Source organism: Paraburkholderia phytofirmans (assembly GCF_046028095.1).
In the GTDB taxonomy this organism is placed as follows: domain Bacteria; phylum Pseudomonadota; class Gammaproteobacteria; order Burkholderiales; family Burkholderiaceae; genus Paraburkholderia; species Paraburkholderia phytofirmans_A.
Genome location: NZ_JAQQDJ010000010.1, coordinates 315,876 through 340,970, shown reverse-complemented (window position 1 = coordinate 340,970; position 25,095 = coordinate 315,876). Strand labels below are relative to the sequence as shown.

The window sequence follows — 25,095 nt, the reverse complement described above, 5'->3', positions numbered from 1 at the left end:
ACTTCTGTCGAACTTTGGGAATTATAAGGAATGCGAATATGTTGACTCAGGGAGCTGTAGGCGCCGCATCGGTCGACACGAACGGTGCGGATGCCGCGACGGCGGGCACGCGTTGCACGCGCATCGTCCCGGTCATTCTGGCGGGCGGCTCGGGCACGCGGCTGTGGCCGGTGTCGCGGGAGAACTATCCGAAGCAACTGATCGACGTCGTCGGTTCCGACTCGCTGCTGCAAGCTACCGCGCGGCGCATGGACGGCTTTCCGGCCGGCTGGAGCGTGGACCTCTCGCCGATCATCGTATGCGGCGAAGAACATCGCTTCGTGATCGCAGAACAACTTCATGAAAATGGCGTCGACGCTCGTCTTATCGTCGAGCCGGCGCGTCGCGATACGGCGCCCGCGTTGACGCTGGCGGCGTCGCTCGCGTGCGCGGACGGCGGCGACGCGATTCTCGTCGTCATGCCCGCGGATCACTCGATCGCCGACGTGCCCGCCTTGCAGGCCGCGCTGGAACTTGCCGCGCGCTATGCCGGGCAGGGTTCGATCGCGACGCTGGGCGTGCCGCCCACGCGCCCCGACACGGGCTTTGGTTATATCCGCGTCGGTGCAGAGCTGGCGGGCGGCGGCCACGCGATCGACGGTTTCGTCGAAAAGCCCGCGGAAGAACTCGCGGCGAAGTACGTCGCGGCAGGCATGTATTGGTGGAACAGCGGCATCTTCATCGTGCGCGCCAGCGTGTGGCTCGATACGTTGAAGCGCCTGCAACCGGACATGCACTCGGCCTGCGAACGCGCATTCACCGGCGGCCGCCTGGACGGTGCGTATTTCCGGCCGCTGGTCGATGCGTTCCTCAGTGCGCCCGCGAATTCGATCGACTACGCGGTGATGGAGCGCCTGACCGAGACGGCCGGCCCCGAAACGCCGGATAGCGCGCCGGCAACGCCGGCAGGCGTCGTGGTCGGCCTGAATGCCGGCTGGTCGGACCTGGGTTCCTGGGACGCCGTCTGGGCCGCGATGGACAAAGACGCAAACGGCAACGCAGGGCGCGGCCGGGTGACATTCGAAGGGGCGGTCTCGAGCTACGCCCATTCCGAAGGCCGGCTGGTTGCCTGTGTCGGCACCACCAATGTCGTGGTGGTCGAAACGGCAGACGCGGTGCTGGTGGTCGACCGCTCGCATGTGCAGGACGTAAAGGGGCTGGTGTCGCGCATCAAGGCGCAGCACGCGCCGGAGGCCGACGCGCATCGCAAGGTGCGCCGTCCCTGGGGTTTCTACGATTCGATCGACCATGGCGAGCGTTTCCAGGTCAAGCGCATCGTGGTGACGCCGGGCGCGCAACTGTCGTTGCAATTGCATCACCACCGCGCGGAACACTGGGTCGTCGTGCGCGGCACGGCGCTCGTCACGCGCGGCGAAGAGCAGTTTCTGTTGAGTGAAAACGAATCGACTTACATCCCGCTCGGCATCAAGCACCGGCTCGAAAACCCGGGCAAGGTGCCGCTCGAAATCATTGAAATCCAGTCAGGCGCCTATCTCGGCGAAGACGACATTGTGAGGTTCAACGACAACTACGGCCGCTGCTCCTAAACAGCACGCCGGACTCAACTGCGGACAAGAACGGCAAGAACGAGGTGACCAGAATGCGCAAGTTTCAGGATTTGCTCGCGCGAATTTTTGATGTTGCATTGGTATTGGTGGGTGCGGCGGTGGCGTCGCAAATCCGCTTTGATTACCTCGCTCAGTCCGGATTCTATTGGGCGCTCGTGATGTTCTCCGCAGCCTTCGCACTGGCCATCTTTCCGGCGTTCGGCGTGTACGAATCATGGCGCGGCCGTTCCAAGGCGGTGCTGGCGGGGCAGGTGTCTCTCGCATGGCTGATGGTGCAGGTCAGCGCGCTCGTGCTGATGTATTCGCTGCATCGTATCGACTTCGTATCGCGGCTGTGGTTCTCGTACTGGACGGCGGTGACCGGCGGCCTGCTGATCTCGTACCGCCTGATGACGCACGCCGTATTGGCGAGGGCGCGCAGCGCGGGTTTGAATCTGCATCAGGTCGCGATTGTCGGCAGCGGCTCGCAGTGCGACGCCATCATTCGCCGGATCAACGCCGCGCCGACCACCGGTTTTCGAGCCACCGCCGTATACAACGCGCGGCCGGAAGTGTCGCCGGTCGCAAGCCCTGGAGTGCCGGTGTTCGACACGGTCGACGCGCTCGCCGACTACATGCGGACCAACGACGTGCACGAGCTGTGGCTGATGCTGTCGCTTTCCGAAGAGCCGCTGATCTGCTCGCTGGTCAGCGAATTCCGCGACGATCTGGTGAACATCCGCTTCATGCCGGACGTGCGCAGCCTCGCGCTGTTCGAGGGCAGCGGCGTGATCGATCTGCTCGGCGTGCCGGCGATCAATCTCGTGGCTTCGCCGCTGTCCGCCAACTCGATGCTGAAGAAGGAAATCTTCGACCGCCTGTTCGCCTTGACCGCCTTGATCGCGCTCGCGCCGATCATGCTCGCCATTGCAATCGCGGTGAAGCTGTCCTCGCGCGGTCCGGTTCTGTTCAAGCAGAAACGCAAAGGCGCCGACGGCCGTGTCTTCACAATCTATAAGTTCCGTTCTATGCGGTTGCACACGGAGCAAAAAGGCACCGTCAGGCAAGCTACGCGTAACGATCCGCGAGTCACCAAAGTGGGCGCCTTTCTGCGCCGCACGAGCCTCGACGAATTGCCTCAATTCTTTAACGTGTTGCGTGGCGACATGTCGGTCGTAGGACCGCGTCCCCACGCACTCGAGCACGACGACCTCTATCAGAAAGTGGTCGCGGGCTATATCAATCGCTACCGCATAAAACCGGGGATCACGGGGTGGGCACAGATCAACGGTTTTCGTGGCGAAACCGACCGCATCGAGAAGATGGAACGTCGCGTCGAACATGACCTGTATTACCTGGGCCATTGGTCGTTCGCGCTCGACATGCGGATTATCGGCGCGACGATAGTCGCCGGACTGGTGCATCGAAACGCTTATTAGTTGTTAACAAAACGCTGCGCGCTTCGTCCCTCGAGGAAAAACGCCGTGGCACACGGAGGAACATCATGAGCTCGCTTGGTCTACGCACGGGAAGTCTCCTGGTTTTCGCTGCTGCAACGCTGCTTTCCGGATGCGGCATCGCACCGGGCCAGCGGATGGTCACGCCTGCCGCACTTCAGGACACGGGTGGTGATTACAGTACTGAACCGGCAACGCAACAACAGATTCCGATCACGGATATCAATCTCGCGCTGCTGCGCAAGATGAACCAGACGCAGACGGCTTCGACGCTGCCGCCGGCGACGACCGCGCTGTTCGGCAAGCCGACCGCTTACAAGGTCGGCCCTGGCGACGTGCTGCAGATCGTGGTGTGGGATCACCCGGAACTCGCTGCCGCGCTCGGTCAGCCGCAGCAGAACGCGAAGACGTCGGACGCCGCACCTGGCTTCCTGATCGACGAAAACGGCGACGTGCAGTTCCCGTATGCCGGCACGGTGCACGTGGCCGGCAGGGACGCGACCTCGATCCAGAAGGAGTTGTACAAGCGTCTGAGCAAGGTGTACCAGAAGCCGGAAGTGACGGTGCGGGTGGCCTCGTTCCGCGCGCAGCAGGTCTATATCGACGGCGAAGTGCGCACGCCTGGCGCGCTGTCGGTCACGGACATTCCGATGTCGCTGACGAACGCGATCGGTCAGGCCGGCGGCCTCAGCGCCAATGCGGATCGCAGCCGCGTGGTGTTGCTCCGCAATGGCGTGCCGTATCAGTTGAACGTGGACGACCTGATCAAGCGCGGCCGCAATCCGTCGGACATCTACCTGCAACCGGGCGACGTGCTGCGGGTGGCATCGCGTGAAGACAGCGGTGTCTACGTGATGGGCGAAGTCAACAAGCCGGCGACCATCCTGCCGATGCGCAACGGTTCGTTGACGCTTTCGCAGGCAATCTCCGACAGCGGCAGCTTCGACTCGAACACGGCCGCGGCGCGGCAACTGTTCGTGATCCGCAACTCGACGAGCGAAACGCCTGAGGTGTACCACCTCGACGCGACCTCGCCGGTGTCGATGGTCCTCGCGAACCAGTTCGAACTGCAGCCGAAAGACGTGGTGTACGTCGGTCAAGGCGGCCTCGTCCGCTTCAACCGTGTGTTGAACCTGCTGCTGCCGGCGATCAATGCGGCTGTAACGGGCGCCGTCCTCGCGAAATAGTAGCCGCTCGATGTGAACTTGAACCTCCGGACCTTGTTGGGTGAACAAAATGGCAATCAACTTTGAAAACCGTTACACCGACGTGTCCGGTCCGGACGAGCTTCACTTGTCGGACTATCTGCGCACGATCGTGCGAGGTTGGCGCACGATCGTCGTGGTGACGCTGATCGCGCTCGCGCTGGGGTGCGCGTACGCTTTCCTCGCGCCGCCGACGTACCGCGCGGATGTTCTGTTTCACGTAGAGGACAAGACGGCGAATGCCAATGCGAACGGCAAGGATTCCTTGCCGCCGCTCACCGGCATGTTCGACACCAAGCCTTCGACGGCGGCGGAGATCGAGTTGCTGAAGTCGCGGCTCGTCACGGAAGAGACCGTCAAGAAGCTGCACCTCGATATCACGGCTACGCCGCGCTATTTTCCGGTTATCGGCGGAATGATTGCGGGGTTGGTGAACGGGCAATGGGGCTTCAGGTTGCCGCAGTTCATCAACCTGTCCGGCTATGCATGGGGTGACGAGAGCATTTCGGTGTCGCAGTTCGACACCTCGAAGGAAATGTACGACGCGACCTTCACGCTGGTTTCCGGCAATGACGGGTCGTACGTGCTGCGGGACAAGAACGGTATTGCGATTCTGTCGGGGAAAGTCGGCGAAACCGTGCAAACGGATACCGCCGACGGCCCGATCACGCTGCGCGTCGATAAGCTGGTCGGCCCCGCCGGCTCGCGTTTCGAATTGCAGCGCGCCTCGACACTGAGCACCGTGGACCGTTTGCAAAAGGCCCTGGTGGTGCAGGAAACCACGCTGCAATCCGGCGTGATTCGCGCGAGTCTGGAAGGCGGTGACGCCGGCTTGACGGCGGCGATCGTCAACAGCATGGCGCGCGAGTTCGTACGTCAGGATGTGGAAAGCCGTTCGACCGAAGCGGAGCACATGCTGGCCTTTCTCGACCAGCAACTACCGGGCTTGCGCAAGGAACTCGACGACGCCGAGCAACGCTACAACAAGTTCCGCAATACGCACGGCACGGTCGACCTGGGCGAAGAAAGCCGTCTGCTGCTGCAACAGATCGTCGATAACAAAACCAAGCTGATGGATCTGCAGCAGCAACGCGCGGAGATGTCGCAACGCTTCACCGCGAATCACCCGGCAGTGGCCTCGCTCGACGCGCAGATCGCCGCCTTGCAGGGCGCGGCGGCTAACATGAATCGCAGCGTGGCGGTGATGCCGGATACGGAGCAGACCGCTTTGCGTTTGCTGCGCGACGTGCATGTCGACACGGAGCTGTACACCAATCTGCTGAACAGCGCGCAGCAATTGCGCGTGGCGAAGGCGGGACAGGTGGGCAACGTGCGCGTGGTCGACTTCGCCGAAGCGCCAGATGAACCGGTGCGGCCGAAGCGCGTGATCGCGATCCTGATCGCGCTCGGCGGCGGCCTCGTGCTCGGCATTCTGCTGACCTTCTTCAAGCGTGCGATGTACGGCGGCGTGGAACGCCCGGACGAACTCGAAGGCATGCTCGGCGTGCCGGTGTTCGCCGTTGTGCCGCGCAGCCAGACGCAGTTGAAGCTGCAGGAAAACGTCATGCTGCGCCGTCGCGGGCTGCATGTGCTGGCGCAGCAGGCGCCGGAAGACATCGCGGTGGAAGGCGTGCGCAATCTGCGCACCTCGTTGCAGCTCTCGCTCGATCACGCGGAGAACAACGTGGTGATGATCACCGGCTCGCGTCCCGATTCCGGCAAGTCGTTCCTGTCGGTGAATCTGGCGGCGCTGGTGGCGTCGGCGAACAAGCGCGTGCTGATTATCGACGGCGATATGCGGCGCGGCGACGTGCATTCGCATTTCGGCGTCGCGCATCAGCCGGGTCTGTCCGACGTGCTGAGCGGCGGCGATCTGGGCTCGATGATTCAGCGCGACGTGCTGCCGGGCCTCGACGTGCTTGCCAAGGGCACGCTGCCCTCGCATCCGGCCGAACTGCTGATGAGCAAGCGCTTCGAAACGATGCTCGAAGAACTGAAGGCGCATTACGACCTCGTGATCATCGATACGCCGCCGGTTCTCGCGGTGACCGACTCGACGGTGATCGGCAAGTACGCGGGCACGACCCTGCTGGTGGTGCGGCACGGCCGCCATCCGCTCAACGAAGTCATGGAAACGGCCAAGCGGCTGCGCAATGGCGGCGTGGGGCTCAGAGGCGTTCTGTTGACCGATGTGCCGCAGGAAGGCGCGTTCCTCGGTTCGGGCTATCAGGGCGGCTACTACGGCTACGACAGCATCGCCGGTTGAGACAGCGGCCGACGGCCGGCCGCTCTACAAAGCCGCTCAACAAAGCCGCTTGGCAAAGCCGCGCAGCAAAGCTTTCGGCACTGGTGGGATTGCAAAGGTTAACGAGGAGAAGACTCCATGAAACGTAAGGTCGCGCTGATCACCGGCATCACTGGACAGGACGGGTCGTATCTGGCGGAACTGCTGCTCTCCAAGGATTACGACGTACACGGCATCAAACGCAGGTCATCCCTGTTCAACACAGACCGGATCGATCACCTCTACCGCGATCCTCACGATCCGGACCAGCGTCTCTTTCTGCACCACGCGGATCTGACCGATTCGACCAGCATTCTGCGCGTGATCCAGCGCGTCGAGCCGGACGAGATTTATAACCTCGCCGCGCAAAGCCACGTCGCGGTGTCGTTCGAAGAGCCGGAATACACCGCCAACGCGGACGGCCTCGGCGCTTTGCGGATTCTCGAAGCGATCCGCATTCTCGGCTTGCAGGAGAAAACGCGCTTCTACCAGGCCTCGACCTCAGAACTGTACGGCCTCGTGCAACAGGTGCCGCAGTCGGAGACCACGCCGTTCTATCCGCGCAGCCCGTATGCCGTCGCCAAGCTGTTCGCGTACTGGACCACGGTCAACTATCGCGAGGCTTACGGTCTCTATGCGTGCAACGGAATTCTGTTCAATCACGAATCGCCGGTGCGCGGCGAGACGTTCGTGACGCGCAAGATTACGCGCGCGGTCGCGCGCATCGCGGTGGGCATGCAGAAGACCTTGTATCTCGGCAATCTGTCTGCGCTGCGCGACTGGGGTCACGCGCGTGATTACGTGGAGATGCAATGGCGCATGCTCCAACAGGAGCAGCCGGAGGATTACGTCATCGCCACCGGCGTGCAGTACAGCGTGCGTCAGTTCGTGCAGCACGCCGCCGCTGAACTGGGCGTCACCGTGCGGTTCGAAGGCACCGGCGTGGACGAAATCGGCATCGTCGAAAAGGTGGAAGGGCGCGAGATCAGGATGTCGCCGGGCGATGTGATCGTGCGCGTCGATCCGCGCTACTTCCGGCCCGCCGAGGTCGAGACGCTGCTCGGCGATCCGTCGAAGGCGCATACGAAGCTCGGCTGGCAGCCGACCACCTCGTTTGCCTCGCTCGTCAAGGAAATGGTGCGCTCTGACTATCAGATCGCGCGACGTGACGCGCTCGTCACGCTGGCCGGATTCACGGCGCTGGAACATCACGAGTAACGGCGATGAACAAACAAGCACGCATCTTCGTCGCGGGCCACCGTGGCATGGTCGGCTCCGCGTTGGTCAGGCGTCTTGCCGCCGAGGGATATCCAAACGTGATTACCCGCTCGCGCAAGGAGCTCGATCTTACGGATCAGGCGGCCGTGAATCGCTTCTTCGAAAGCGAAAAGATCGACGTGGTGCTGCTCGCGGCCGCGCGCGTGGGCGGCATTCTCGCGAACGCGACTCAGCCGGGTGAGTTCATCTATGAAAACCTGGTGATCGAAACCAACGTGATCCATGCCGCGTATCGCGCCAAGGTCGAGCGGCTGGTGTTCTTCGGTTCGTCGTGCATCTATCCGAAGCAATGTCCGCAGCCGATCCGCGAGGAGTATCTGCTGACCTCGCCGCTGGAGCCGACCAACGACGCGTACGCGATCGCGAAGATCGCCGGCGTGAAGCTGTGTGAAGCGTACAACCGCGAGTACAACACGCAGTACGTCGCGTTGATGCCGACCAATCTGTACGGCCCGAACGACAACTACGATCTGAAGAGCAGCCACGTGTTGCCGGCGCTGCTGCGCAAGGCGCACGAAGCGAAGCTGAACGGCGACGCCACCTTGACGGTGTGGGGATCGGGCACGCCGCTGCGCGAGTTCCTGCATGTCGACGACCTTGCCGCGGCCACGCTGTTCGTGCTCGAGCACAACGTGACCGAAGGCCTCTTCAATGTAGGCGTGGGGGAGGACCTGTCGATTCGCGAGCTGGCCGAATGCATCTGTAAGGTGGTCGGCTTCGAAGGCGAACTCGTGTTCGACGCCTCGAAACCCGACGGCACGCCGCGCAAGCTGCTCGACGTTTCGCGACTCGCGCAAATGGGCTGGCAGGCCACGATCGGCCTCACCGACGGCATTGCCTCCACATATCGTGACTTCGTCGAATCACACGCTGGTTCGACGCCCGCCGCCGCCATCGAAGCGTAGGCGCGTGGACGGCCGCTTCAGCGCGGCTTTGGATTGACGGACCAAAGGGGACGCTGTGCATGCGCAGTAGGCGCCATGCACGCAGGACGATATTTCTAGGAGTGGCATAAAAATGACAGCGTCAGTCACGATCTTCCACAACGTCGTGTGGTCGCGCCACAAGGGTGTCGTGTTTTCCGCCTTGCATAACATTTCGGCTTCCGGAGCGATTCGCTATTCGATGGTGCAGATCGCCGATACCGAGCACGATCGCGTCGGCTTTTCCGACGTCGATTATTCGTTTCACCGCTATCCGATGCAAAAGCTGTTCGATGGCTGCTACGAAGACGTGCCGACCATGAAGCTGATCGCGCGGCTCACGTGGGAAGTGTTGCGCACCAAGTCGGATCTGATCGTGCTGCCGGGCTACCACCGGCCGGAATACTGGGCGATGCTCGCGGCGTGCATCGTGACCGGTAAACGGCGCGCGGTGTTTTGCGATTCGACCGCGCGCGACCGGCCCAAAAAGTTGCTGACGTCGATTCCGAAGCGCGTGTTTTTCTCGCTGTGCGACGGCTATTTCGGTTTCGGCGAGCGCAGCCGCGAATATCTGCTGTCGCTCGGCGCGAAGCGCGACAAGATTTTCGTGCCGTGTCAGGCCGCGGCGATGCCCGGTTCGTTTTCGCCGGAACGTGCGCTGGTCGAGCGGGTCGCCGCTCGCGCGGGCAATCCGCCGGTGTTTCTGTTCGTGGGACGTTTGTCCGAAGAGAAAGGCATCGGCACGCTGATCGACGCATTCGCCGGCTTGCGGCGGCGGATTCCGGCGGCGAAGCTGCGCATTGTCGGCACCGGCCCGATGTGCGACGCGTTGCATGCGAAGGTGGCCGAGCTCGAACTCGGCGACGCGGTGACGTTCGTCGGTAGTCTGCAAGACGAGCCGCTGACGCGGGAATATTACGGCGCCACCTGCATGGTGCTGCCGAGTTATAGCGAACCCTGGGGACTCGTGGTCAACGAGGCGCTCGCGCATGGTTGCCCGGCCGTGGTCAGCGAAAGCTGCGGCTGTGTGCCGGAACTGGTCATCGACGGGGTGAGCGGCTATGCGTTTACAGCGGGCGATGTCGCCGGCCTGCAGCGCACCATGCTCAAGGCCATGGAGGCGTTCGCCGACGCGGGCGGCACCGCGCGCCGCTGCATGGATGTGATTCGCCGTTTCGATCCGCCTTCCGCGGCGGCCAACATCGCACGCGGCTGTGCACTGATGTTGAGCGACTGAGCCGCTTCGCACATTCAGGTCGCGCACAACGCCCTTACTCGCTCCGGCAGCCACGATGAAGATACTGATCTACGGCATCAACTATGCGCCTGAGCTGACGGGAGTGGGCAAGTACACGGCGGAAATGGCCGTGCTGCTGGCGAGCCGCGGACATGACGTGCGCGTGGTATGCGCGCCGCCGTATTACCCGGAGTGGCGTGTCGGCGAGGGCTACGCGTCGTGGCGCTATCAGCACGAGACGCGCGACGGCGTGGCGATCTGGCGCGCGCCGCTGTGGGTGCCCGCGCATCCGAGCGGCCTGAAGCGCATGCTGCATCTGGCGAGCTTTGCGGCGACCTCGCTGCCGCTGCTTGTGCGACATGTGCTGTGGCGACCGCACGCGGTCATGCTGATCGCACCGACCTTGATGTGCGCGCCGGGGTCGCTGATGCTTGCACGCGTCACGCGAGCGCGAGCGTGGCTGCATATTCAGGACTACGAGGTCGATGCGGCATTCGATCTGGGTTTGCTGAAAAGCCCGTTCGCAGCGCGCGTGGCACGGTGGGTGGAAAGCGCTTTGCTGCGGCGCTTCGATGCGGTGTCCTCGATCACGCGGCAGATGAGCGAGCGCGCGACGGCCAAGGGCGTCGACGCAACAAAGGTCGTCTGCCTGCCCAATTGGGTCGACGTGTCGATGATTTTTCCGCTCACGCGGCCGAGCGAATTTCGTCGCCTGCTGGGGATTCCTGACGACCAGAAAGTGATTCTGTACTCCGGCAACATGGGCGCGAAGCAGGGCATCGAAACGCTCGCGGATGCGGCCGTCGCGCTCGCCGCGCGCACGGACCTCACCTTCGTGTTCTGCGGCAGCGGCGCCGCGAAAGAAGATCTGCGCGAACGCTGCTCGCGATTGACGAATTGCGTGTTCCTGCCGCTGCAACCGTTGGACCGCCTGAACGAACTGCTCAACCTCGCCGATATTCACGTGCTGCCGCAACGCGGCGACGCGGCCGATCTCGTCATGCCGTCCAAGCTCACCGGCATGTTCGCGAGCGGACGCGCGACCGTGGCGATGGCGCGTCGCGGCACCGCGCTCTACGAAGCCGTGGCGCCGCGTGGCGTGGTCGTGCCGCCGGACAACCTCAAAGCGCTGACGGCGGCGATCACGGCGCTGGCGAACGATGCAGAACGACGCGCGGCACTCGGCAAAGCGGCGCGCGCTTATGCCGAGCGCACGCTCTCGCCGGAGTCGACGATTCGCACTTTCGAGGAACGGCTCGCGATGCTGTTGCGTGAAGTGGGGGGCAAACGCGGCAAGGACAGCAAAAGCAATGCGCCGTCTTTGGGCGCGCGGCCTTCTGGTGCCGCAGCGCGGCGCCGGCGAAAACCGGCTACCGCGGAGGAAGCCGCGCCGGATTGATCCGGCACGCGGCTGTCATGAAGTCGATATCACCACGGAGAACGGTAGACGCCCTGCTTGCTGGCGTAGGGATCGGTATAGGTGTTTCTCGCGGCGCCTGCATTCGGACGTCCTGGCTGGGCGGCTACACGCAGCTGGCCGTTGGCTACAGCCGGCGCTTTGCCCTTGCCCTTGCCTTTGCCCACCGCCGGCTGCGCGGCCTGGTCGCCGCCCAGCACCGTCATGCGTTGCGTGTCGAGCAGCGCCGCGCGTTGGGCGTCGTTCGTATCGCCTTGCGCGCCGTCGGTGCTGTAGGGGTTCGGCGAGCCAAGCAACGCCTGCTCGCTACTGCGATGCGCGGCGCGCCGGTTGGCGGGAAGCTGCGCATTGAGACCGTAGCCGTTGGCCGCCGTCGCGGCGGGCGGGCGTGCGGGCGCCGCGTTATTGGGCGCGGCGTTCTGCGCGAACGCCGGCACCGCGCACGATGCGATCGCGAGAAGCGTCCAGCTAGCAGTGTGTCGAAGCGAGGTGATCATGTGATTCCCCAAGGAGATGCTGTCGGGATAAAGCTATCGTGCGCCAACCAGTACGCGTGTAGCCGCCAAAACGCTTGCCCGCACAGCCACCGCGTGAAGCCGGGCCAGGCGCCGCAACATAATGTGAGAGGTTTGCCTGGCATGCCTGCCTATGTTTACCACTGTTCGTGGTTCGGAGAAAGCTGATGGGTAACGTAGCCGACGATCCTCACGTCGGGCGCATGCCGCAAGCCGAGAGCGCGCGCGAGAACGGCCGCGTGATCGATCTGTCGCAGGCCGGAAAAGGAAACTATCAGGCGAGGCGCGGCGCGCTGATCGAACTCATCTGGTTCGTGCTGGAAGCCTGTGTGATCAACAACAAATTGCTGCCGCTCTCAGGTGTGCGCGTTGCGTTGCTGCGTCTGTTCGGCGCGAAGATCGGTACAGGTTGCCGATTCGTGCATCCGCTGCGCGTGAAGGCGCCGTGGAATCTCGAGGTGGGCGACAACTGCTGGTTCGGTGTCGACGTATGGATCTACAACCAGACGCTGATTCGCATCGGCTCGAACGTGTGCATTTCTCAGGGCACGTTCCTCACCGCTGGATCGCACGACATGAGCACGACGATGGATCTGCATGTCGCGCCGATCATCATCGAGGACGGCGTCTGGATCACTTCGAAGTGCGTGGTGCAAATGGGCGTGACGATCGGCCGTTCGGCGGTCGTGACGCCTTTGTCGGTCGTGCACCGTTCGCTGGAAGCGGAGGGCGTGTACGGCGGCAATCCTTGCCGTTTTATCAGGAAACGGTTCGACTCCGTGACCTGAACCACAGACTTAAAACCGCGGCGTTTGTACGCTGGGGTGGCCGAGGTCGTTTTGCCGGAATGCCGGCCGTCGCAATGGGATTGCCGCACTGCATGATGCGCGGCATTCGCGGCGGCATCCATGCAAGTTCCGGCCGCGACGTCTGCATGGTCTGGTTGCCAGCTCCGCCTGGCGAACCGCGCCATGCTCAGGAAATGCGTGAAGCAGATGGGGAGTAGCGGATGTTCATCGATACACGTACTGTTGAACAGAACACCGTCGTCGAGACGACGGTCTGCATCATCGGCGGAGGCGTGGCGGGCATTACGCTCGCGCTCGAAATGTCGAGGGCGGGTATCGACGCCTGCATGCTCGAAAGCGGTGGTTTCGGACCTGACGACGCAACTCGCGACCTCTATCGCGGCGAGAACATCGGCCTTCCCTACACATTCGCGGACGGCTCGCGCAGCCGCTATTTCGGCGGCAGCAGCAACTGCTGGGGCGGCTGGTGCCGCCCGCTCGATCCCTGGGACTTCGAAAAGCGCGACTGGATCGCGCACAGCGGCTGGCCGTTCGGCCTCGATGAACTGGCGCCTTACTATGCGCGCACGCATGAACTGCTGAAGCTCGGCCCGCAGAATTTCGACCCCGCTTACTGGGAGCGCGAGATCGGACGTCAGGACGTGCGCCGTTTGCCGCTCGCCACCGGCGACATGCGCGATACGGTTGCGCAGTTCAGTCCGCCGGTTCGCTTCGGCAAGGCGTATCGCGAAGAACTGTCGCATTCGACGCGGGTCCGCGTGTTCCTTCATGCGAACGTGCTCAGTATCGACGCCGACGCGCAGGGCACGACGATTTCCAGAGTGAAGGTGGGCACCATCAGCGGCCGCGCCCTGACCGTGACCGCGCGAATCTTCGTGCTGGCCACGGGCGGTATCGAAAACGCGCGCCTGCTGCTGGCGTCGAACAACGTGCAGTCCGCCGGACTCGGCAATGCCAACGATCTGGTCGGTCGCTACTTCATGGATCATCCGCGCATGATGTCGGGCAAGGTGCGCTTCCGTCCGGGCATCGCGCGCAACAAGCTGTACGACATCAAGTACCACTATCAGAATGTGGCTGTCTCGGCGCACGGCACGAAGATCTCGTCCCAGTTCGCGCCGAAGCAGGAGTGGATGGAACGCGAGAAGCTGCTCAATTCACGCGTGTGGCTCTACTCGAAATGGTACGGCGAGGGCAGCGCGGGTTCCGAGGCGTTGATCCGCTTCAAGGAAGCGCTGATGGGCAAGGACCAGCCTGGCCGCAGCGTGAAGCGCGACATCGAGACCATGATTGCGCACCCGCTGGACACCGTCGGTTTCGGCTTGACGCGGCTGTTGCAATGGCCCGCGTTGATCACCGACGTGACGCTGCAGGCCATCGTCGAAGCGGAGCCCAATCCGGATAGCCGGGTGACCTTGTCGGCCGACAAGCGCGACCACTTCGGCATGCCGCGCGTGCGGGTGGAATGGCGCCTCGGCGACCAGGTGCAGCGCACGTTCGACAAGACCTTCCAGTTGCTCGCGAAGGAATTGCAGATGGCGAACGTCGCGGACGTCACGCTCGATGAGCCGCTCGAAGGCCGCACGTGGCCGGCGAAGCTCGAAGGCACGTGGCACCACATGGGCACCACACGCATGCACGATTCGCCGCGCGAGGGCGTGGTCGATCGCGACTGCAAGGTGCACGGGATCAGCAATCTGTATATTGGCGGCAGCTCGGTGTTTCCGACCGTCGGCGCTAATTTCCCGACCATCACGATTGCCGCGCTGTCGTTGCGTCTCGCTGGCCATCTGATGCGGCGACTCGATGTGCCGGACGCCGTCGGCAGTACGCGAGGCGAAGCGGCCAACAGTTCCACCATGTCGCTTCAGACGCCGCCGCAGGTCGACACGTTGCCAATTGCCGCTTCGACCTTGACGCCGTTAATGAAAGAGCAGTGAGCGTGTGATCAGGACAAGCGAAATGGCGCGCACAAGGCGCGCCATTTCGCTTTGTTGTCGGCTGAAGAGATACCGTCTGGTGGCAGGCCGAGCGCGTCAGTGAGTCGGCTGGGTCGTTTCGCGCAGCGTGGTGAGCGTATTGTCGTTGTTACGCGCGTCGTCGTGGCCGCCCCTGGTCTCGAGCAGATCGGTCAGCGAGCTGACCATGGTCTCGACACGGAAGCGCGCGTTGAAGGTCTCGGCCGCCTGGGCGCGCATCGCCGCGCGAGCCGCGTCGTCCAGTTCGAGCCAGCGCAGCAGATTCTTTTCCGTACCGTCGACGGTATCCGCGGCCACCATCCCCGCGCCGTCCGCTTCGATTTCGTGCCACACGTTGACCTTATCGGAGATCAGCGCAGGTAATCCGCAGCCGAGCGCCTCGGCCACCGCCACGCCGAAATTCTCCTGATGCGACGGCAGAACGAACACGTCGCTCGCATGAAAAGCGCCCCACTTGAGTTCGCCCTGAAGCATGCCCGGCAGACTCACGCGATGCGCGATGCCGGCCGCCTGCGCCTGGGTGCGCAGCGTCGAGGCCCAGCCGGTTTCATCCGGACCCGCGATCACGAGATGCAGCGTCTGATCGCGGCTGGCAATGCGTGCGAAAGCGTCGATCAGCAGATCGCAGCCTTTCTTCGCGTGGACGCGGCCTAGAAACAGCACAATGCGTTTGCCGCGCAGGCTCGGTATGGCTTGCAGGAACGCTTCGCGCAGCGGCGCCGCTTCGAGTTGCGGCACCGTCGTGCCGAATGGCACGATCCGTTCATGCGCGCGGTACAGCCAGAACGACTTGCGTGCGCGCGTGCGTTCTTCCTCGGTTGTGAAGATGACGGCGCGCGCGTCGCGCAACACGCGATATTCGGCCCACGGCCAATACAGCCATTTCTTCAGATGCTTGAGCGGGTAAGCCTCCTTGAACCACGGGTCGAGCATGCCGTGCACATACACGTAGTACGGCACCTCGCTCTTGTGCAGCGCTTTCCATGCCGCGAAGCCGTGGTATTGCCACAGGCCGTGCACGATCACCGCGTCGAAGCGCTTCGCGTTGGCAGCGAGCCACGGCGCGAGGCGTTCGCTGAAGCTGTAGCGGCCTTTGGTCGGGCCGAAGACGTGGATCGGAAAGGGGAAGGACGCAAGGTAGGCGTCGCGGGGCGCATCGCAGGTCGCCACTTCGATCTCGTGGCCGGCTTCGCGCATCGCCAGGCCGCTGCGGCGAACGCCTTCAACGGGACCGCCGGCGCGTGGGTCGACGCTTGCTAGCAGGTGGAGAATTTTCATCGGGCGGTATTCGGTCAGTTGGAACGATGCCTGGGCGGCGAGTGCGGGACGAGGGCGCCGAACTGGCCGCTTTCGGACGCGGAGCTCGCGGTGTGCGACATGCCGAGCGTCGACGAAAGGTCGGCGCGGCCCATGCCCGGCCGGATCATGCCGGGCAACTCCGGCATCGCTTCCGGGCTGACGGACGGCGGGCTACGGAAGCGCCGTACGCGCGCCGGCAGCGCACGCTGCAAACGCGCGTGCGTGGCGATCATCAAGCCGAGCGCGACGCCGAAGATCAGCCCGGAAAAACGCGGCCCGAGTGGATTGCCGCCGATCGACGTGGCCGGCAACGCGGCAAACAGCATGATGGCGCGCCCCAGTACCGGCAGCATGGGCGCGTCGGGCACGACGGAGCGCCAGTAGCGATACGAGAAGAAGCAGATCGCCAGCGCGGCGAGCGTGGCCAACGGCATGCCGATGCCGAACAGCAGGCCGCCCGCGAAGAACTGATAGACCCAGAAGTTGTGGCCCGCGGCCCATTCGTTGATTGCGTAGAAGTCTTTCTCGCTGATCTGGCCGGCGAGGTCCGGCAGATAGACCGGCGAGTAGCGGTAGTAGTGGCCGTAGCCTTCGCCGAACAACAAGGTCGTCGGTTCCGCGGTCACCTGATCGTACTGGTCGCGCATTTCCGCGAGACGCGTGATCGTGGTCGGATCCTTGCCGGAGCGGGTTTCCTCGGAGAAGAAGATGCGCTGCGTCCAGTGCTCGGCGACGGTCGGGAAAGTCAGGGCCGCGACGCCGGCCGCGCCGGCGAGCACGGCGCCGATGATCACGGTGCGGCTCATCGCGCGCCAGATATGCCGGATCGACGGCGCGCTCAGCCCCATTGCGATCAGGAACAACAGCGCCGTGCCGACCATCACGCTGCGGGTCACGCTCAGCAATTCGATGATCACGCTCAGGGCGAAAATCGATACCGTGAAAAGCGAATAGCGCTTTGCCACGATGAATTCGTGCAGCAACACGCCTTGCAAACCCAGCAACGTCACGGAGAGGATACGGAAGCGCACGTCGTCGAGATCGCCACCCGTCGCCATGCCGTAGACCAGCGTGAACAGAAGGCTGATGACGTTGGCGACAAACAGGGCTTTTTCGAACTGGGCGATGCGAAACTCGCTCCACGGGCGGCATGCCACGAGATAGCCCAGCATGAAGAGAATGAACGGCAGCAGCACGCGCAGATAGTTGCCGGTGTCATTATCCTGAACCAGTTGCGCGACGATGCTGCCGAACACGCACAGGATCATGCTCCACGTCACGATGGAGCGCAGCCGCGAGCGCTCGTGAAAGCGCGGCGCGATGAGAAGGAGGGCAATCCCCGCGGCGATCGCCGGCAGGACGAAGATGAACTGCGCGAAGTGACCCGTATTCGCGTCGGTCGCCTTGTAGTCGAACGCAAGCGGCAGCAGAAAAAACCATATCCAGGGCGTTGCATACTGATGGCGCATTAACGATTCCCTCCCCGTCGCCGTAGATTCGCCGCGGTCTATAGCGGACGGTCTCGCATCGGGTTATTTTGAAGGAATGGCTACGCCTGTTAGTTGGCTGGACCGCATTCGTCGAACAATGCCTGGATTTAGGCGTCGGCGGAAAGCGTAAGCTCTGCAAGAGGCGCGCACACTTGCGCAGGTTGTCGGTCAATGCCTTGAAGTTGGCGCGCACGCACGCTTGCCGACACCGAATATGCAAAAAGGGCCGCGTGCCTTGTGAGAGTCGACGGCAATATTTGCATGGGATCGGAGTGTGCGCTAAAGCGCTAACTCTAATCGACAGCTTTGCATGGGACCCAAGTAAGCGCTAAAGCGCTAACTTGGGTCGACAGAGGGGAACAGCATGAAGTTATTCGGCGGGGCGGGACCCGCAAAAGCCGGACGGGCGATCGAGCTCGACTTCGTCCGCGGCATCGCGATCATCATGGTGATGGGCTTTCACTTTCATGCTGTTCATACCGGCAATTACCTCATCCAGATTATTGAGTACCCGCTGAAGAGTTTCGGCCGCGAAGGCGTGAACCTGTTCTTCACGTTGAGCGGCTTTCTGGTGGGCGGCCTGCTGCTTCGACAGTACGCCGAAACCGGTCATGTCGATGCCCGGCGCTTTATCATCCGGCGGATTTTCCGCATCTGGCCCGCGTATTACGTGCTGATCGCCTTCCATGTGCTGGCCGGACGCCACCCGTGGAATACCTTCCTCGTCCAGAACCTGACGCACTTGCAGAACTACCTGGGCACGTCGATTACGCAGACCTGGAGCCTGGCGGTCGAAGAACACTTTTATCTGGTGCTGCCGGCGCTTCTGCTGATGTTCTCGCGCTGGCGTCTCGGCGCGTGGACGATCGTCAGCGTGCTCACCGGCATCTGCGCGGTGGTGCTCACAGCGCGCTGCTTCGCGGTGGCGGGCGGCAATCTCGACGGCGCGTTTGCTTACACGCAATACCGCATCGACAGCCTGCTGGTGGGCGTGATTCTTTCCGCGATCTACTGGATGAAACCCGGCGTCTATCATCAGCTCGCGAAGCGCAAGTGGCTGCTGATCTTCAGCGTTGTCCTGCTTTGTGCATGGCTCGCATTCGCCACCAGGAACCTGGCACTGGACGAAAGCATCGGCTACACGATCCAGGCGCTCGGCTTCGCCGCGCTGATCGTGCTGGTGCTCGAATATTCGGGATCGTTGCGCACGTCGTGGATCTATCGTGGCATAGCCTGGATCGGCCTTTATTCGTACGGTATTTACTTGTGGCATTCGCTCGCGCTCGCGCCCGGCGACATGCTGATCCGGAAAGCGACCGCGCTGGGTCTCGCGCCGAGCCTGATCTGGGTCGTCGCGCTCGCGGCGCAGTTTGCGATCGCGATCGCAATCGGCTATGTGACCACGCGTGCCATCGAGTATCCGTTCCTCTTGATGCGCAATGCGCTGTTCCCCGAAAAGCGCAGCAGTTCGGTGCGCGAGGAAGTGCCCGCCGCTGCCGCCGGTGGGCAGTTATCCTGAGCATGCAAGAGCATGCGGCCGCTTACTTGCGTATGCGGCCATAAACCGACGTCACATGCGACGAGGCGTCCATCGCACTGATGGACGCCTCGTTTTTTTGAAGAACCTGCTGCGGAATCAGGCCATCTGTTGCAGCAAGGTTTGCTTGAATTGCCCGAGCGTATGCCGTGACAGCAGGTCTTCACGCTCGGACGGCATGGCTTCAGGCGCATGCGGCCACGAGGTCATGGTCTCGGTGATCGCACGGCCGATCGACGCGGAACTCAGGTCGCTCAAAATCGGCCCCAGTTCGCAACGCCGGCTGAACCAGCCGATCAAACCGTCTTCGGTGGCAATCACGGGCTTGCCGAAACGGTACGCCTGCACCAGCACGCCGCTCATGCCGTAGTGCCCTTTATAGCCGAGCCACACCGCGTCGCACGCGGAGAACAGATCGCGCTCCATATCGTTGGAAATGAAGGCGTCGAGCACCAGCGGCGCGGGATTCAGACTGCGCACATGGTTGCGCATGAAATGACGCGTGCCCGCATCCTGCTCGCCGGCGACGATCAGTGTGGGCGCGTGCTCGAGACGCGTCAGCGCATGCACCAGTTCGTAGATGCCCTTGCGTTCCGTGATCGCGCCGTACACCAGCAGATAGCGCTGCTCGGGATCGAGCCCCAGACGCTCGCGGGCCAGCACGGGATTTTCCGCGTGTTCATCGGGAAACGGGTCGGCCACATAGGCAATCGCGGCGCTGCGCTTCGACGCGCTGCGCGCCGACCATTCCGGCAAGGTCGGATCGATCGTCAACAGCGTACGCAGGCCGGTGGTGCGGATCGCGCGCTTGAAGAGCAGCGCCTTGATCGCATTGACGACCGGGCGATCGGGGGCCTTTATGCCGACCTTGTGATGATGGAACGTCGAGCGCATCGTGATGCCGATCCATGGCGTCTTGCCGAAAGGCGAGCCGAGAAACGGCAGCGAATAGAAAAAGTAATCGACGTAGGGCACGACCACGAGGCGGATCGACTGCATGCGGGTGATGATCGAGTGCACACGCTTGAAATAGCGGTGAAAGCGCCAGTATTCGTTGGGGTCGGGCAGGCGGTTGCTGGGCTTCTCCTCCGGATCGACGAAAGCGATCTGCTGGTCCGGACGGTTTGCCGCGGTGATCTGTCTTGCGAGCCGGTGGTCTTCGTTGGCGCACTCGGTCACGAGCATGCACGGATAGCCGGCTTCCGCGCAGGCCTGCATGATCCACTCGGCGTATCGCCAGCGGTGGCCGGTGAGATTCGGTTCCACGATCAGGACGTAGTCTTGTTCCATTGCGTCGGTAACCATTTGCGTTGCGGAAATAAGTACCCGAGCGCCGCTTCCCGCATGGCGCTAGCTGAACAACGTTAGCATCGCCGGAATCCGTGTAACTACTAATTTGTCCGGCTTTGTGGTTCAGCGTACTAGGGGGCGTGGGCTTAGGCTGAACCGGCCTAGCTGATGGCGGTTGTAGGCGATTCTCTCGCGGTATGGTCGTGCATGAAGTTCGTTGAAAAAACTCGCCAGCTTGCTGGCGCGACCTAACAAATTATGCGCTGGCGGCGTTCACAGAGCGATCCACGAAATCGCTCTGCGCGCGGCCGATTCAACGGCGCTCCGATTCGACGGAGAAACAGCTTGCGGGCGATCAGGCTTCCGGCGTTCTCGGTGGCGGGCAGCTTCGGCGCGAGTGCGGCGACGTGGGTCCTGCTACAGCAGTTCGCCGTGCGTGGACTTGTAGCGATCAAATTTCTTGCGATTGGCCGGATGCTCGGGCCGGCGGCAATCGGTAGCGTGAGTGTGGCTCTGCTCGCGGTGGCGATTGCCGAAGCGCTGTCCGATACCGGCCTCGCGCAAGCGGTCATTCAAGGCGAACATCCGCCTTCGCGCTCGCAGCTCGGCGCGGTGTGGACCACATTGACGGCGCGAGGCGTGCTCATCTCGCTGCTGCTGGTCGCGCTCGCCCCGTTGCTGAGCAGCCAGTTCCATCTCGACGGCTCGCTGATCCTGATCCAGCTCGCGGCGCTGCTGCCGTTGCTGCGCGGTCTGGCGTCGCCGGCTTATTACGTGGTGCAGCGCGAGCGGCGCTTCCAGCACATCGCGGGCGTGGAGGTGGCGGCGTCGTTCGTCGATTGCGCGGTCGGACTCGCGCTCGCGTATTTCGGCGCCGGTGCGTCCTCGGTGCTGATCGGCCTCGTGGCCGGCGAAAGCCTGAAAAGCACGCTGACCTGGGCGACCATGAAACCGCGTCCGCCGATCCGCGCCGTGTGGTCGGGCATCGGTCACTATGTCGGATTCAGCCGCTGGATCTGGGCCAGCAGCGTGATCAACCTGTTGCTCAACCAGTTCGACAAGGTCGTGGTCGGCAAGCTGCTCGGGCCGGCGCAACTGGGCAGCTATCAGATGTCGTCGCGGCTCGCGCAGATGCTGCTCGCCGATGCGGCGATCGCCATGTCGCAATACCTCTTTCCTACCTTCGCCGCGCATCATCGGCGCAGTCCGCAGTCGGCGGCGCGCGTCATCAAGATTTACCTGCTGGTGGTCGCGATCGGGCTCGCGGCTTTCGTCGCGTTGCTGAGGCTGATCGCGGAGCCGCTCTTCTCGCTGATTCTCGGCGCCGCATGGCTGCCGGCGGTGCCGCTCTTCAGGATTCTCGTGATCAACATGGCGATCGGCGCGTTGATCGCCGTGCTCGTGGCCTATCTGCGCGCAGTGGGTGATGCGAAGGCGACCGTGCATGCGTCGGCGATTCAGGTCGTGGTGCTGCTGGCGAGTGCGCCGCCTGCCGTGCATTATTGGGGCGTGACAGGTATTGCGTGGTCCATGACGCTCGGCCTCGGCTGTGCCGCCGCATGGATGCTGTTCAGGACATTGACGGCAAGGACGCCGTGATGCGCGTCTTTCACCTGGTTCTTGCGCCGCGTCTGTCAGGAGCTGAAGTTCTGGCCAAGGATCTTGCGCTCGATCAGTGCGCCGAGGGCATGGCGGTGTGCGTGGCTTCGCTGTTGCCGGCGCACGCCGATTTCGCGCCTTTGCAGAACGAGCTGGAAAGCCACGGCGTGCAGTGCTTCTTTCCAGAGCGGCGTCATCGTTCGTTCATCAAGCTGTGCCATTTGTTCGCCGCGGTGCGGCGTTTTCGTCCGGATGTGATCTTTGCGCATGCGACCATTCCGTCGTTTTACGCGCGTGCGTTGCCGTCGCGTGTGCCGGTGGTCTACGTCATGCATTCGGCGACCAACGACTTCGAGCGTCCGCTGTTCAGGCGCATCGAACATGTCCTGTCGGGACGCGCCCGAATGGTGATCGGCGTGTCGGAGCAGGGCGTGACGGACTACGTGCAGGCCATCGGACCGCATCCTTCGATGACCGTGGTGCCGAACGGCGTGGATCTCTCGCGCTTCGCGTTTACCGACGGTGTGGAACGCGACGGCCGCGCGCCGCAGGTGGTGCAGATCGGCCGGTACGCGGCAGTGAAAAATCAGCTGCTGACGGTGCGCGCGTTCAGCGAAGTACTCAAGCACGAGAAAGACGCGCGGCTCGTGTTGTACGGCGTGATCGAAGACCCCGACTACTGGCGCGATGTCATCGCGCTGGCGAAGACGCTGGGCATCGCGGAGCGTGTCGCGGTGGCGGGCCCGCGCACCGATGTCGCCACCGTGCTGTCGGAATCGAACGTGTTCGTCATGCCGTCGCAATCCGAGGCGCACAGCGTGGCGTTTCTCGAGGCGCTGGCTTCCGGCGTGCCGATCGTCGCGAGCAAGATCCCGGCTTTTGCTTTTGCAAGCGGATTTCCGGGCGTCCAATTGGTCGATACCGGCGATGTGCAGTGCTATGCCGAGGCGGTGATCGTTGCGCTAGGGCAGGCGCGGGCGGAACGCTCGCTGGCCGGCTTGACGCTCAGGGATACCGCTGACCGCTATCGCGCGATCGCGCGTCAGGTGAGTCTGGCGGTGTCGGCCCGTTAACGTGCAGCGCGCGTGTTCTTGTTGCCACTCGTTACGGCCCGCTGGACGCCGACATCAATGATGGTTGCTCACGTCACGCATGTCGGGCGCCGGCTCGGGCGCGGGCTCCACGGGCGGCGGAATCTGCAGTTCCGTTTCGCGCTGCGCGAGCGTTACGAGACGCTGCGCCTCCTTGCTGCTCGAATCGATCTGTAGTGCCGTGCCGGCGTTGTGCGAGACGCAGGTCCATCGCGCGATGTATCCGCAGCCTCGTGCGAGGCTCAGCAGCGCGTCGCGCTGCTGTTCGCGCGTGCTAAGTGCGGTGCGCATGTTCAGCGCGTCGCGATTGTTCGGTTGCACGGCGATGATCGCCGCAAGGCGCGCTCTGGTCGCTGACAGATTGTTCTGCTGCAGATTGGCCCTTGCCGCTTTGATATGCCGCGACACATCCGCGCGAGGTTGCTCCGGCGGGTTGCCTGACTGTCCGCCCGGATTGCGCTTCGCCTCGGGTCCAACGGATGCGACACGGCGCGGGAGCGGCGGTGGAGCTTCCGGTGGCGGAATCGGCGGCGAACGCAGAGGCGCGGGCCGCACGGCGGCGATGCTCTTGGCGGTCGTGGCAGTCGTGGCAGTCGTGGCGCGCTGTGCGGTGGCGGTGACCGCAGGTTTCTGCGCGGCGGCAGATGGCGGCGCGATAGCGGGTTTCTGGACGACGACGATAGTGGGTTTCTGGGCGACGACGGTGGCGGGTTTCTGTACGACGGCAGCGGCAGGTTTCTGGGCCGCAACTGTCGCGGGCTTCTGACCGGCGACAATCGCGGGCTTTTGCGCAGCGGCAGGCGCGGGCCGCTGCGCGACTGTGGCCGCCGGCTTCTGCGGAATGACGACGAGCGGCGCGACATGTTGCGTCTGCACCTTGCCCGACACCGCGATTGGCGTGCCGACATCCGAGTCGTTGCTATGGATGAAACCCAGATACACCGCGGAGGTCACCACCAGCACCGACGCGCCCAGAACGAGCGGCTGGCGCAGTCGCTGATAGGCGGACACGGCGACCTCGGGCTCCTCGACGAACTCGTAGGGATTGACTAGTGCGCGCGAGGACGGATTCCAGATCTTGCGTGCCGGCAGACGGCTGTCGACGAGCGGCTGCGAGTCGTCCAATGGACTGTTCAGCGGGACTTTGAGCGAGGCAGGCGGCGCCGGACGCGCGCCGAACGAATCGGCCGGACGCCGATGGCACGAAGGACAGGGCGTGAAGCGACCGGCTAGCGGGACACCGCAGTGCCCGCATCGGAAGGGATCGTGCTGATCGGAAGTGAAGTCGCTAAGCATCGCCGTTTCGCAAAGGGGCGTCGAATGCCGGCGCCACAATCAGAAAAAACAAGGCACCGCAACGAGGCTTGCAAGCAGGGTTACTGTGCGACTACGTAACCCCGCGCTTGCATGCACGCGCCATACGCGGCCCAGTACTGTGTCATTGGCGGTTCGGGCGCCGGCAGCGGCGGCAGCTTCACGCTGGATGCCGCAGCCGTCTGCGCCGCGCTCGCAGCCGCCGTTTCCGAGGCGCTGTTGTCCGCAGTCGTCGCCGATGCCGCCGTGGCGGCCGTAGTGGCGGTGCCCGCCGAAGTCGCGCTCGGCGCCGTGGGCGCCGAAGCACCCTTCGCCGTGGCCGCTACGGGCGCACTTGCGCCCGGCTCAGCGGCGGCCGGCATGCTCGCGCCGAACGGCGCGGACGCGAAGGTGCTGGGCGGCAATGGCGGCCGCGACGGCGCGCCGGTCGACGAAGTCTTGGTGGCAGCCGGCTTGCGCGGTGGAATCTGCGACTCGTGAACGATGTTGACCTTGGTCTGTTTGTTCGCCGCCGCGTAGCACAGCGCGGTATCGACGCTACGCTGATAAGGGCTTTGACTTCGGATTGGATAAGTGAGCGGCTGCCATGCGAAAGCAGCACTGCTAAACACCAATAGCGTCAGTACGGTATATGTTTTGATTTGCATCGCAGTCTCTCCCGCAGCGATGTTTCGCCTTTCGTAGGCAATGGCGCTTCGCGATGTGTTCTATGCCTGCTAATTTTGCCGCTGGACGGCGGCTCACTGCCGCGAAGGCTGCTTTAGTGAGCGTAACACCGTGTATTG

At 63.4% G+C, this 25,095-nt stretch carries 19 protein-coding genes; 13 read left to right on the top strand and 6 right to left on the bottom strand.

Translation table 11 applies throughout. From position 1 onward, the window contains the following. Positions 1–38: 38 nt before the first annotated feature. The 8 genes from PQR54_RS26945 (at position 39) to PQR54_RS26910 (ending at position 11,369) form a co-directional block, all read left to right on the top strand. Entirely contained in the window at positions 39–1,586 is a 1,548-nt protein-coding gene (locus PQR54_RS26945) for a mannose-1-phosphate guanylyltransferase/mannose-6-phosphate isomerase (protein WP_408250984.1), read from the top strand. A gap of 53 nt (positions 1,587–1,639) precedes the next feature. Then, positions 1,640–3,025, top strand: coding sequence for an undecaprenyl-phosphate glucose phosphotransferase (locus PQR54_RS26940; protein WP_408250982.1), 1,386 nt, complete (start codon positions 1,640–1,642; stop codon positions 3,023–3,025). A 65-nt stretch (positions 3,026–3,090) separates the two neighbouring features. Further along, entirely contained in the window at positions 3,091–4,230 is a 1,140-nt protein-coding gene (locus PQR54_RS26935) for a polysaccharide biosynthesis/export family protein (RefSeq protein ID WP_408250980.1), read from the top strand. A gap of 49 nt (positions 4,231–4,279) precedes the next feature. Next, positions 4,280–6,514, top strand: coding sequence for a polysaccharide biosynthesis tyrosine autokinase (locus PQR54_RS26930; protein ID WP_408250978.1), 2,235 nt, complete (start codon positions 4,280–4,282; stop codon positions 6,512–6,514). A gap of 117 nt (positions 6,515–6,631) precedes the next feature. Then, on the top strand, positions 6,632–7,750 hold the full coding sequence (gene gmd, locus PQR54_RS26925; protein ID WP_408250976.1) for a GDP-mannose 4,6-dehydratase: 1,119 nt from the start codon (positions 6,632–6,634) through the stop codon (positions 7,748–7,750). A 5-nt stretch (positions 7,751–7,755) separates the two neighbouring features. Beyond that, positions 7,756–8,715 (top strand): GDP-L-fucose synthase, encoded by a 960-nt coding sequence (gene fcl / locus PQR54_RS26920; protein WP_408250974.1) that lies wholly within the window; start codon positions 7,756–7,758, stop codon positions 8,713–8,715. Positions 8,716–8,827: 112 nt separating this feature from the next. Further along, positions 8,828–9,970: a glycosyltransferase family 4 protein gene (locus PQR54_RS26915; RefSeq protein ID WP_134457034.1), complete on the top strand. Its 1,143-nt coding sequence runs from the start codon at positions 8,828–8,830 to the stop codon at positions 9,968–9,970. A gap of 55 nt (positions 9,971–10,025) precedes the next feature. Continuing rightward, entirely contained in the window at positions 10,026–11,369 is a 1,344-nt protein-coding gene (locus tag PQR54_RS26910) for a glycosyltransferase WbuB (protein ID WP_408250972.1), read from the top strand. A 29-nt stretch (positions 11,370–11,398) separates the two neighbouring features. Here the strand turns inward: PQR54_RS26910 and PQR54_RS26905 are convergent, their stop codons facing one another. After that, entirely contained in the window at positions 11,399–11,884 is a 486-nt protein-coding gene (locus PQR54_RS26905) for a hypothetical protein (RefSeq protein ID WP_408250970.1), read from the bottom strand. A gap of 185 nt (positions 11,885–12,069) precedes the next feature. Between PQR54_RS26905 and PQR54_RS26900 the strand changes: the two genes are divergently transcribed. Together PQR54_RS26900 and PQR54_RS26895 are read left to right on the top strand one after the other, a co-directional pair. Beyond that, entirely contained in the window at positions 12,070–12,690 is a 621-nt protein-coding gene (locus tag PQR54_RS26900) for a DapH/DapD/GlmU-related protein (protein WP_408250969.1), read from the top strand. Positions 12,691–12,911: 221 nt separating this feature from the next. Continuing rightward, on the top strand, positions 12,912–14,651 hold the full coding sequence (locus PQR54_RS26895) for an FAD-dependent oxidoreductase (RefSeq protein WP_408250967.1): 1,740 nt from the start codon (positions 12,912–12,914) through the stop codon (positions 14,649–14,651). A 96-nt stretch (positions 14,652–14,747) separates the two neighbouring features. Here the strand turns inward: PQR54_RS26895 and PQR54_RS26890 are convergent, their stop codons facing one another. Together PQR54_RS26890 and PQR54_RS26885 are read right to left on the bottom strand one after the other, a co-directional pair. Then, entirely contained in the window at positions 14,748–15,968 is a 1,221-nt protein-coding gene (locus tag PQR54_RS26890; RefSeq protein ID WP_408250965.1) for a glycosyltransferase, read from the bottom strand. Between the two features lie 14 nt (positions 15,969–15,982). Continuing rightward, a complete protein-coding gene (locus PQR54_RS26885) occupies positions 15,983–17,458 on the bottom strand; it encodes a hypothetical protein (RefSeq protein WP_408250963.1) in 1,476 nt (491 codons plus the stop codon). A 385-nt stretch (positions 17,459–17,843) separates the two neighbouring features. Between PQR54_RS26885 and PQR54_RS26880 the strand changes: the two genes are divergently transcribed. After that, entirely contained in the window at positions 17,844–18,998 is a 1,155-nt protein-coding gene (locus tag PQR54_RS26880; RefSeq protein WP_408250961.1) for an acyltransferase family protein, read from the top strand. A 117-nt stretch (positions 18,999–19,115) separates the two neighbouring features. Here the strand turns inward: PQR54_RS26880 and PQR54_RS26875 are convergent, their stop codons facing one another. Then, complete coding sequence (locus PQR54_RS26875) at positions 19,116–20,321, bottom strand: glycosyltransferase (RefSeq protein WP_408250959.1); 1,206 nt, start codon at positions 20,319–20,321, stop codon at positions 19,116–19,118. Between the two features lie 330 nt (positions 20,322–20,651). Between PQR54_RS26875 and PQR54_RS26870 the strand changes: the two genes are divergently transcribed. Both PQR54_RS26870 and PQR54_RS26865 read left to right on the top strand, forming a co-directional pair. Continuing rightward, positions 20,652–21,905 carry an oligosaccharide flippase family protein gene (locus tag PQR54_RS26870; protein ID WP_408250957.1) on the top strand — a complete coding sequence of 418 codons (1,254 nt, stop codon included), beginning with the start codon at positions 20,652–20,654 and terminating at the stop codon, positions 21,903–21,905. Beyond that, positions 21,905–22,978, top strand: coding sequence for a glycosyltransferase (locus PQR54_RS26865; RefSeq protein ID WP_408250955.1), 1,074 nt, complete (start codon positions 21,905–21,907; stop codon positions 22,976–22,978). The genes PQR54_RS26870 and PQR54_RS26865 overlap by 1 nt, the downstream gene beginning before the upstream one ends. 54 nt (positions 22,979–23,032) lie before the next feature. Here the strand turns inward: PQR54_RS26865 and PQR54_RS26860 are convergent, their stop codons facing one another. Continuing rightward, complete coding sequence (locus PQR54_RS26860; protein WP_408250953.1) at positions 23,033–24,121, bottom strand: hypothetical protein; 1,089 nt, start codon at positions 24,119–24,121, stop codon at positions 23,033–23,035. Between the two features lie 251 nt (positions 24,122–24,372). Next, a complete protein-coding gene (locus PQR54_RS26855; RefSeq protein WP_408250951.1) occupies positions 24,373–24,957 on the bottom strand; it encodes a hypothetical protein in 585 nt (194 codons plus the stop codon). Positions 24,958–25,095 lie beyond the last annotated feature (138 nt).

Coding starts and splice junctions, on each gene's coding strand:
- PQR54_RS26945 (WP_408250984.1), top strand. CDS start 39: ATGTTGACTCAGGGAGCTGTAGGCGCCGCATCGGTCGACACGAACGGT.
- PQR54_RS26940 (WP_408250982.1), top strand. CDS start 1,640: ATGCGCAAGTTTCAGGATTTGCTCGCGCGAATTTTTGATGTTGCATTG.
- PQR54_RS26935 (WP_408250980.1), top strand. CDS start 3,091: ATGAGCTCGCTTGGTCTACGCACGGGAAGTCTCCTGGTTTTCGCTGCT.
- PQR54_RS26930 (WP_408250978.1), top strand. CDS start 4,280: ATGGCAATCAACTTTGAAAACCGTTACACCGACGTGTCCGGTCCGGAC.
- gmd (WP_408250976.1), top strand. CDS start 6,632: ATGAAACGTAAGGTCGCGCTGATCACCGGCATCACTGGACAGGACGGG.
- fcl (WP_408250974.1), top strand. CDS start 7,756: ATGAACAAACAAGCACGCATCTTCGTCGCGGGCCACCGTGGCATGGTC.
- PQR54_RS26915 (WP_134457034.1), top strand. CDS start 8,828: ATGACAGCGTCAGTCACGATCTTCCACAACGTCGTGTGGTCGCGCCAC.
- PQR54_RS26910 (WP_408250972.1), top strand. CDS start 10,026: ATGAAGATACTGATCTACGGCATCAACTATGCGCCTGAGCTGACGGGA.
- PQR54_RS26905 (WP_408250970.1), bottom strand. CDS start 11,884: ATGATCACCTCGCTTCGACACACTGCTAGCTGGACGCTTCTCGCGATC.
- PQR54_RS26900 (WP_408250969.1), top strand. CDS start 12,070: ATGGGTAACGTAGCCGACGATCCTCACGTCGGGCGCATGCCGCAAGCC.
- PQR54_RS26895 (WP_408250967.1), top strand. CDS start 12,912: ATGTTCATCGATACACGTACTGTTGAACAGAACACCGTCGTCGAGACG.
- PQR54_RS26890 (WP_408250965.1), bottom strand. CDS start 15,968: ATGAAAATTCTCCACCTGCTAGCAAGCGTCGACCCACGCGCCGGCGGT.
- PQR54_RS26885 (WP_408250963.1), bottom strand. CDS start 17,458: ATGCGCCATCAGTATGCAACGCCCTGGATATGGTTTTTTCTGCTGCCG.
- PQR54_RS26880 (WP_408250961.1), top strand. CDS start 17,844: ATGAAGTTATTCGGCGGGGCGGGACCCGCAAAAGCCGGACGGGCGATC.
- PQR54_RS26875 (WP_408250959.1), bottom strand. CDS start 20,321: ATGGTTACCGACGCAATGGAACAAGACTACGTCCTGATCGTGGAACCG.
- PQR54_RS26865 (WP_408250955.1), top strand. CDS start 21,905: ATGCGCGTCTTTCACCTGGTTCTTGCGCCGCGTCTGTCAGGAGCTGAA.
- PQR54_RS26855 (WP_408250951.1), bottom strand. CDS start 24,957: ATGCAAATCAAAACATATACCGTACTGACGCTATTGGTGTTTAGCAGT.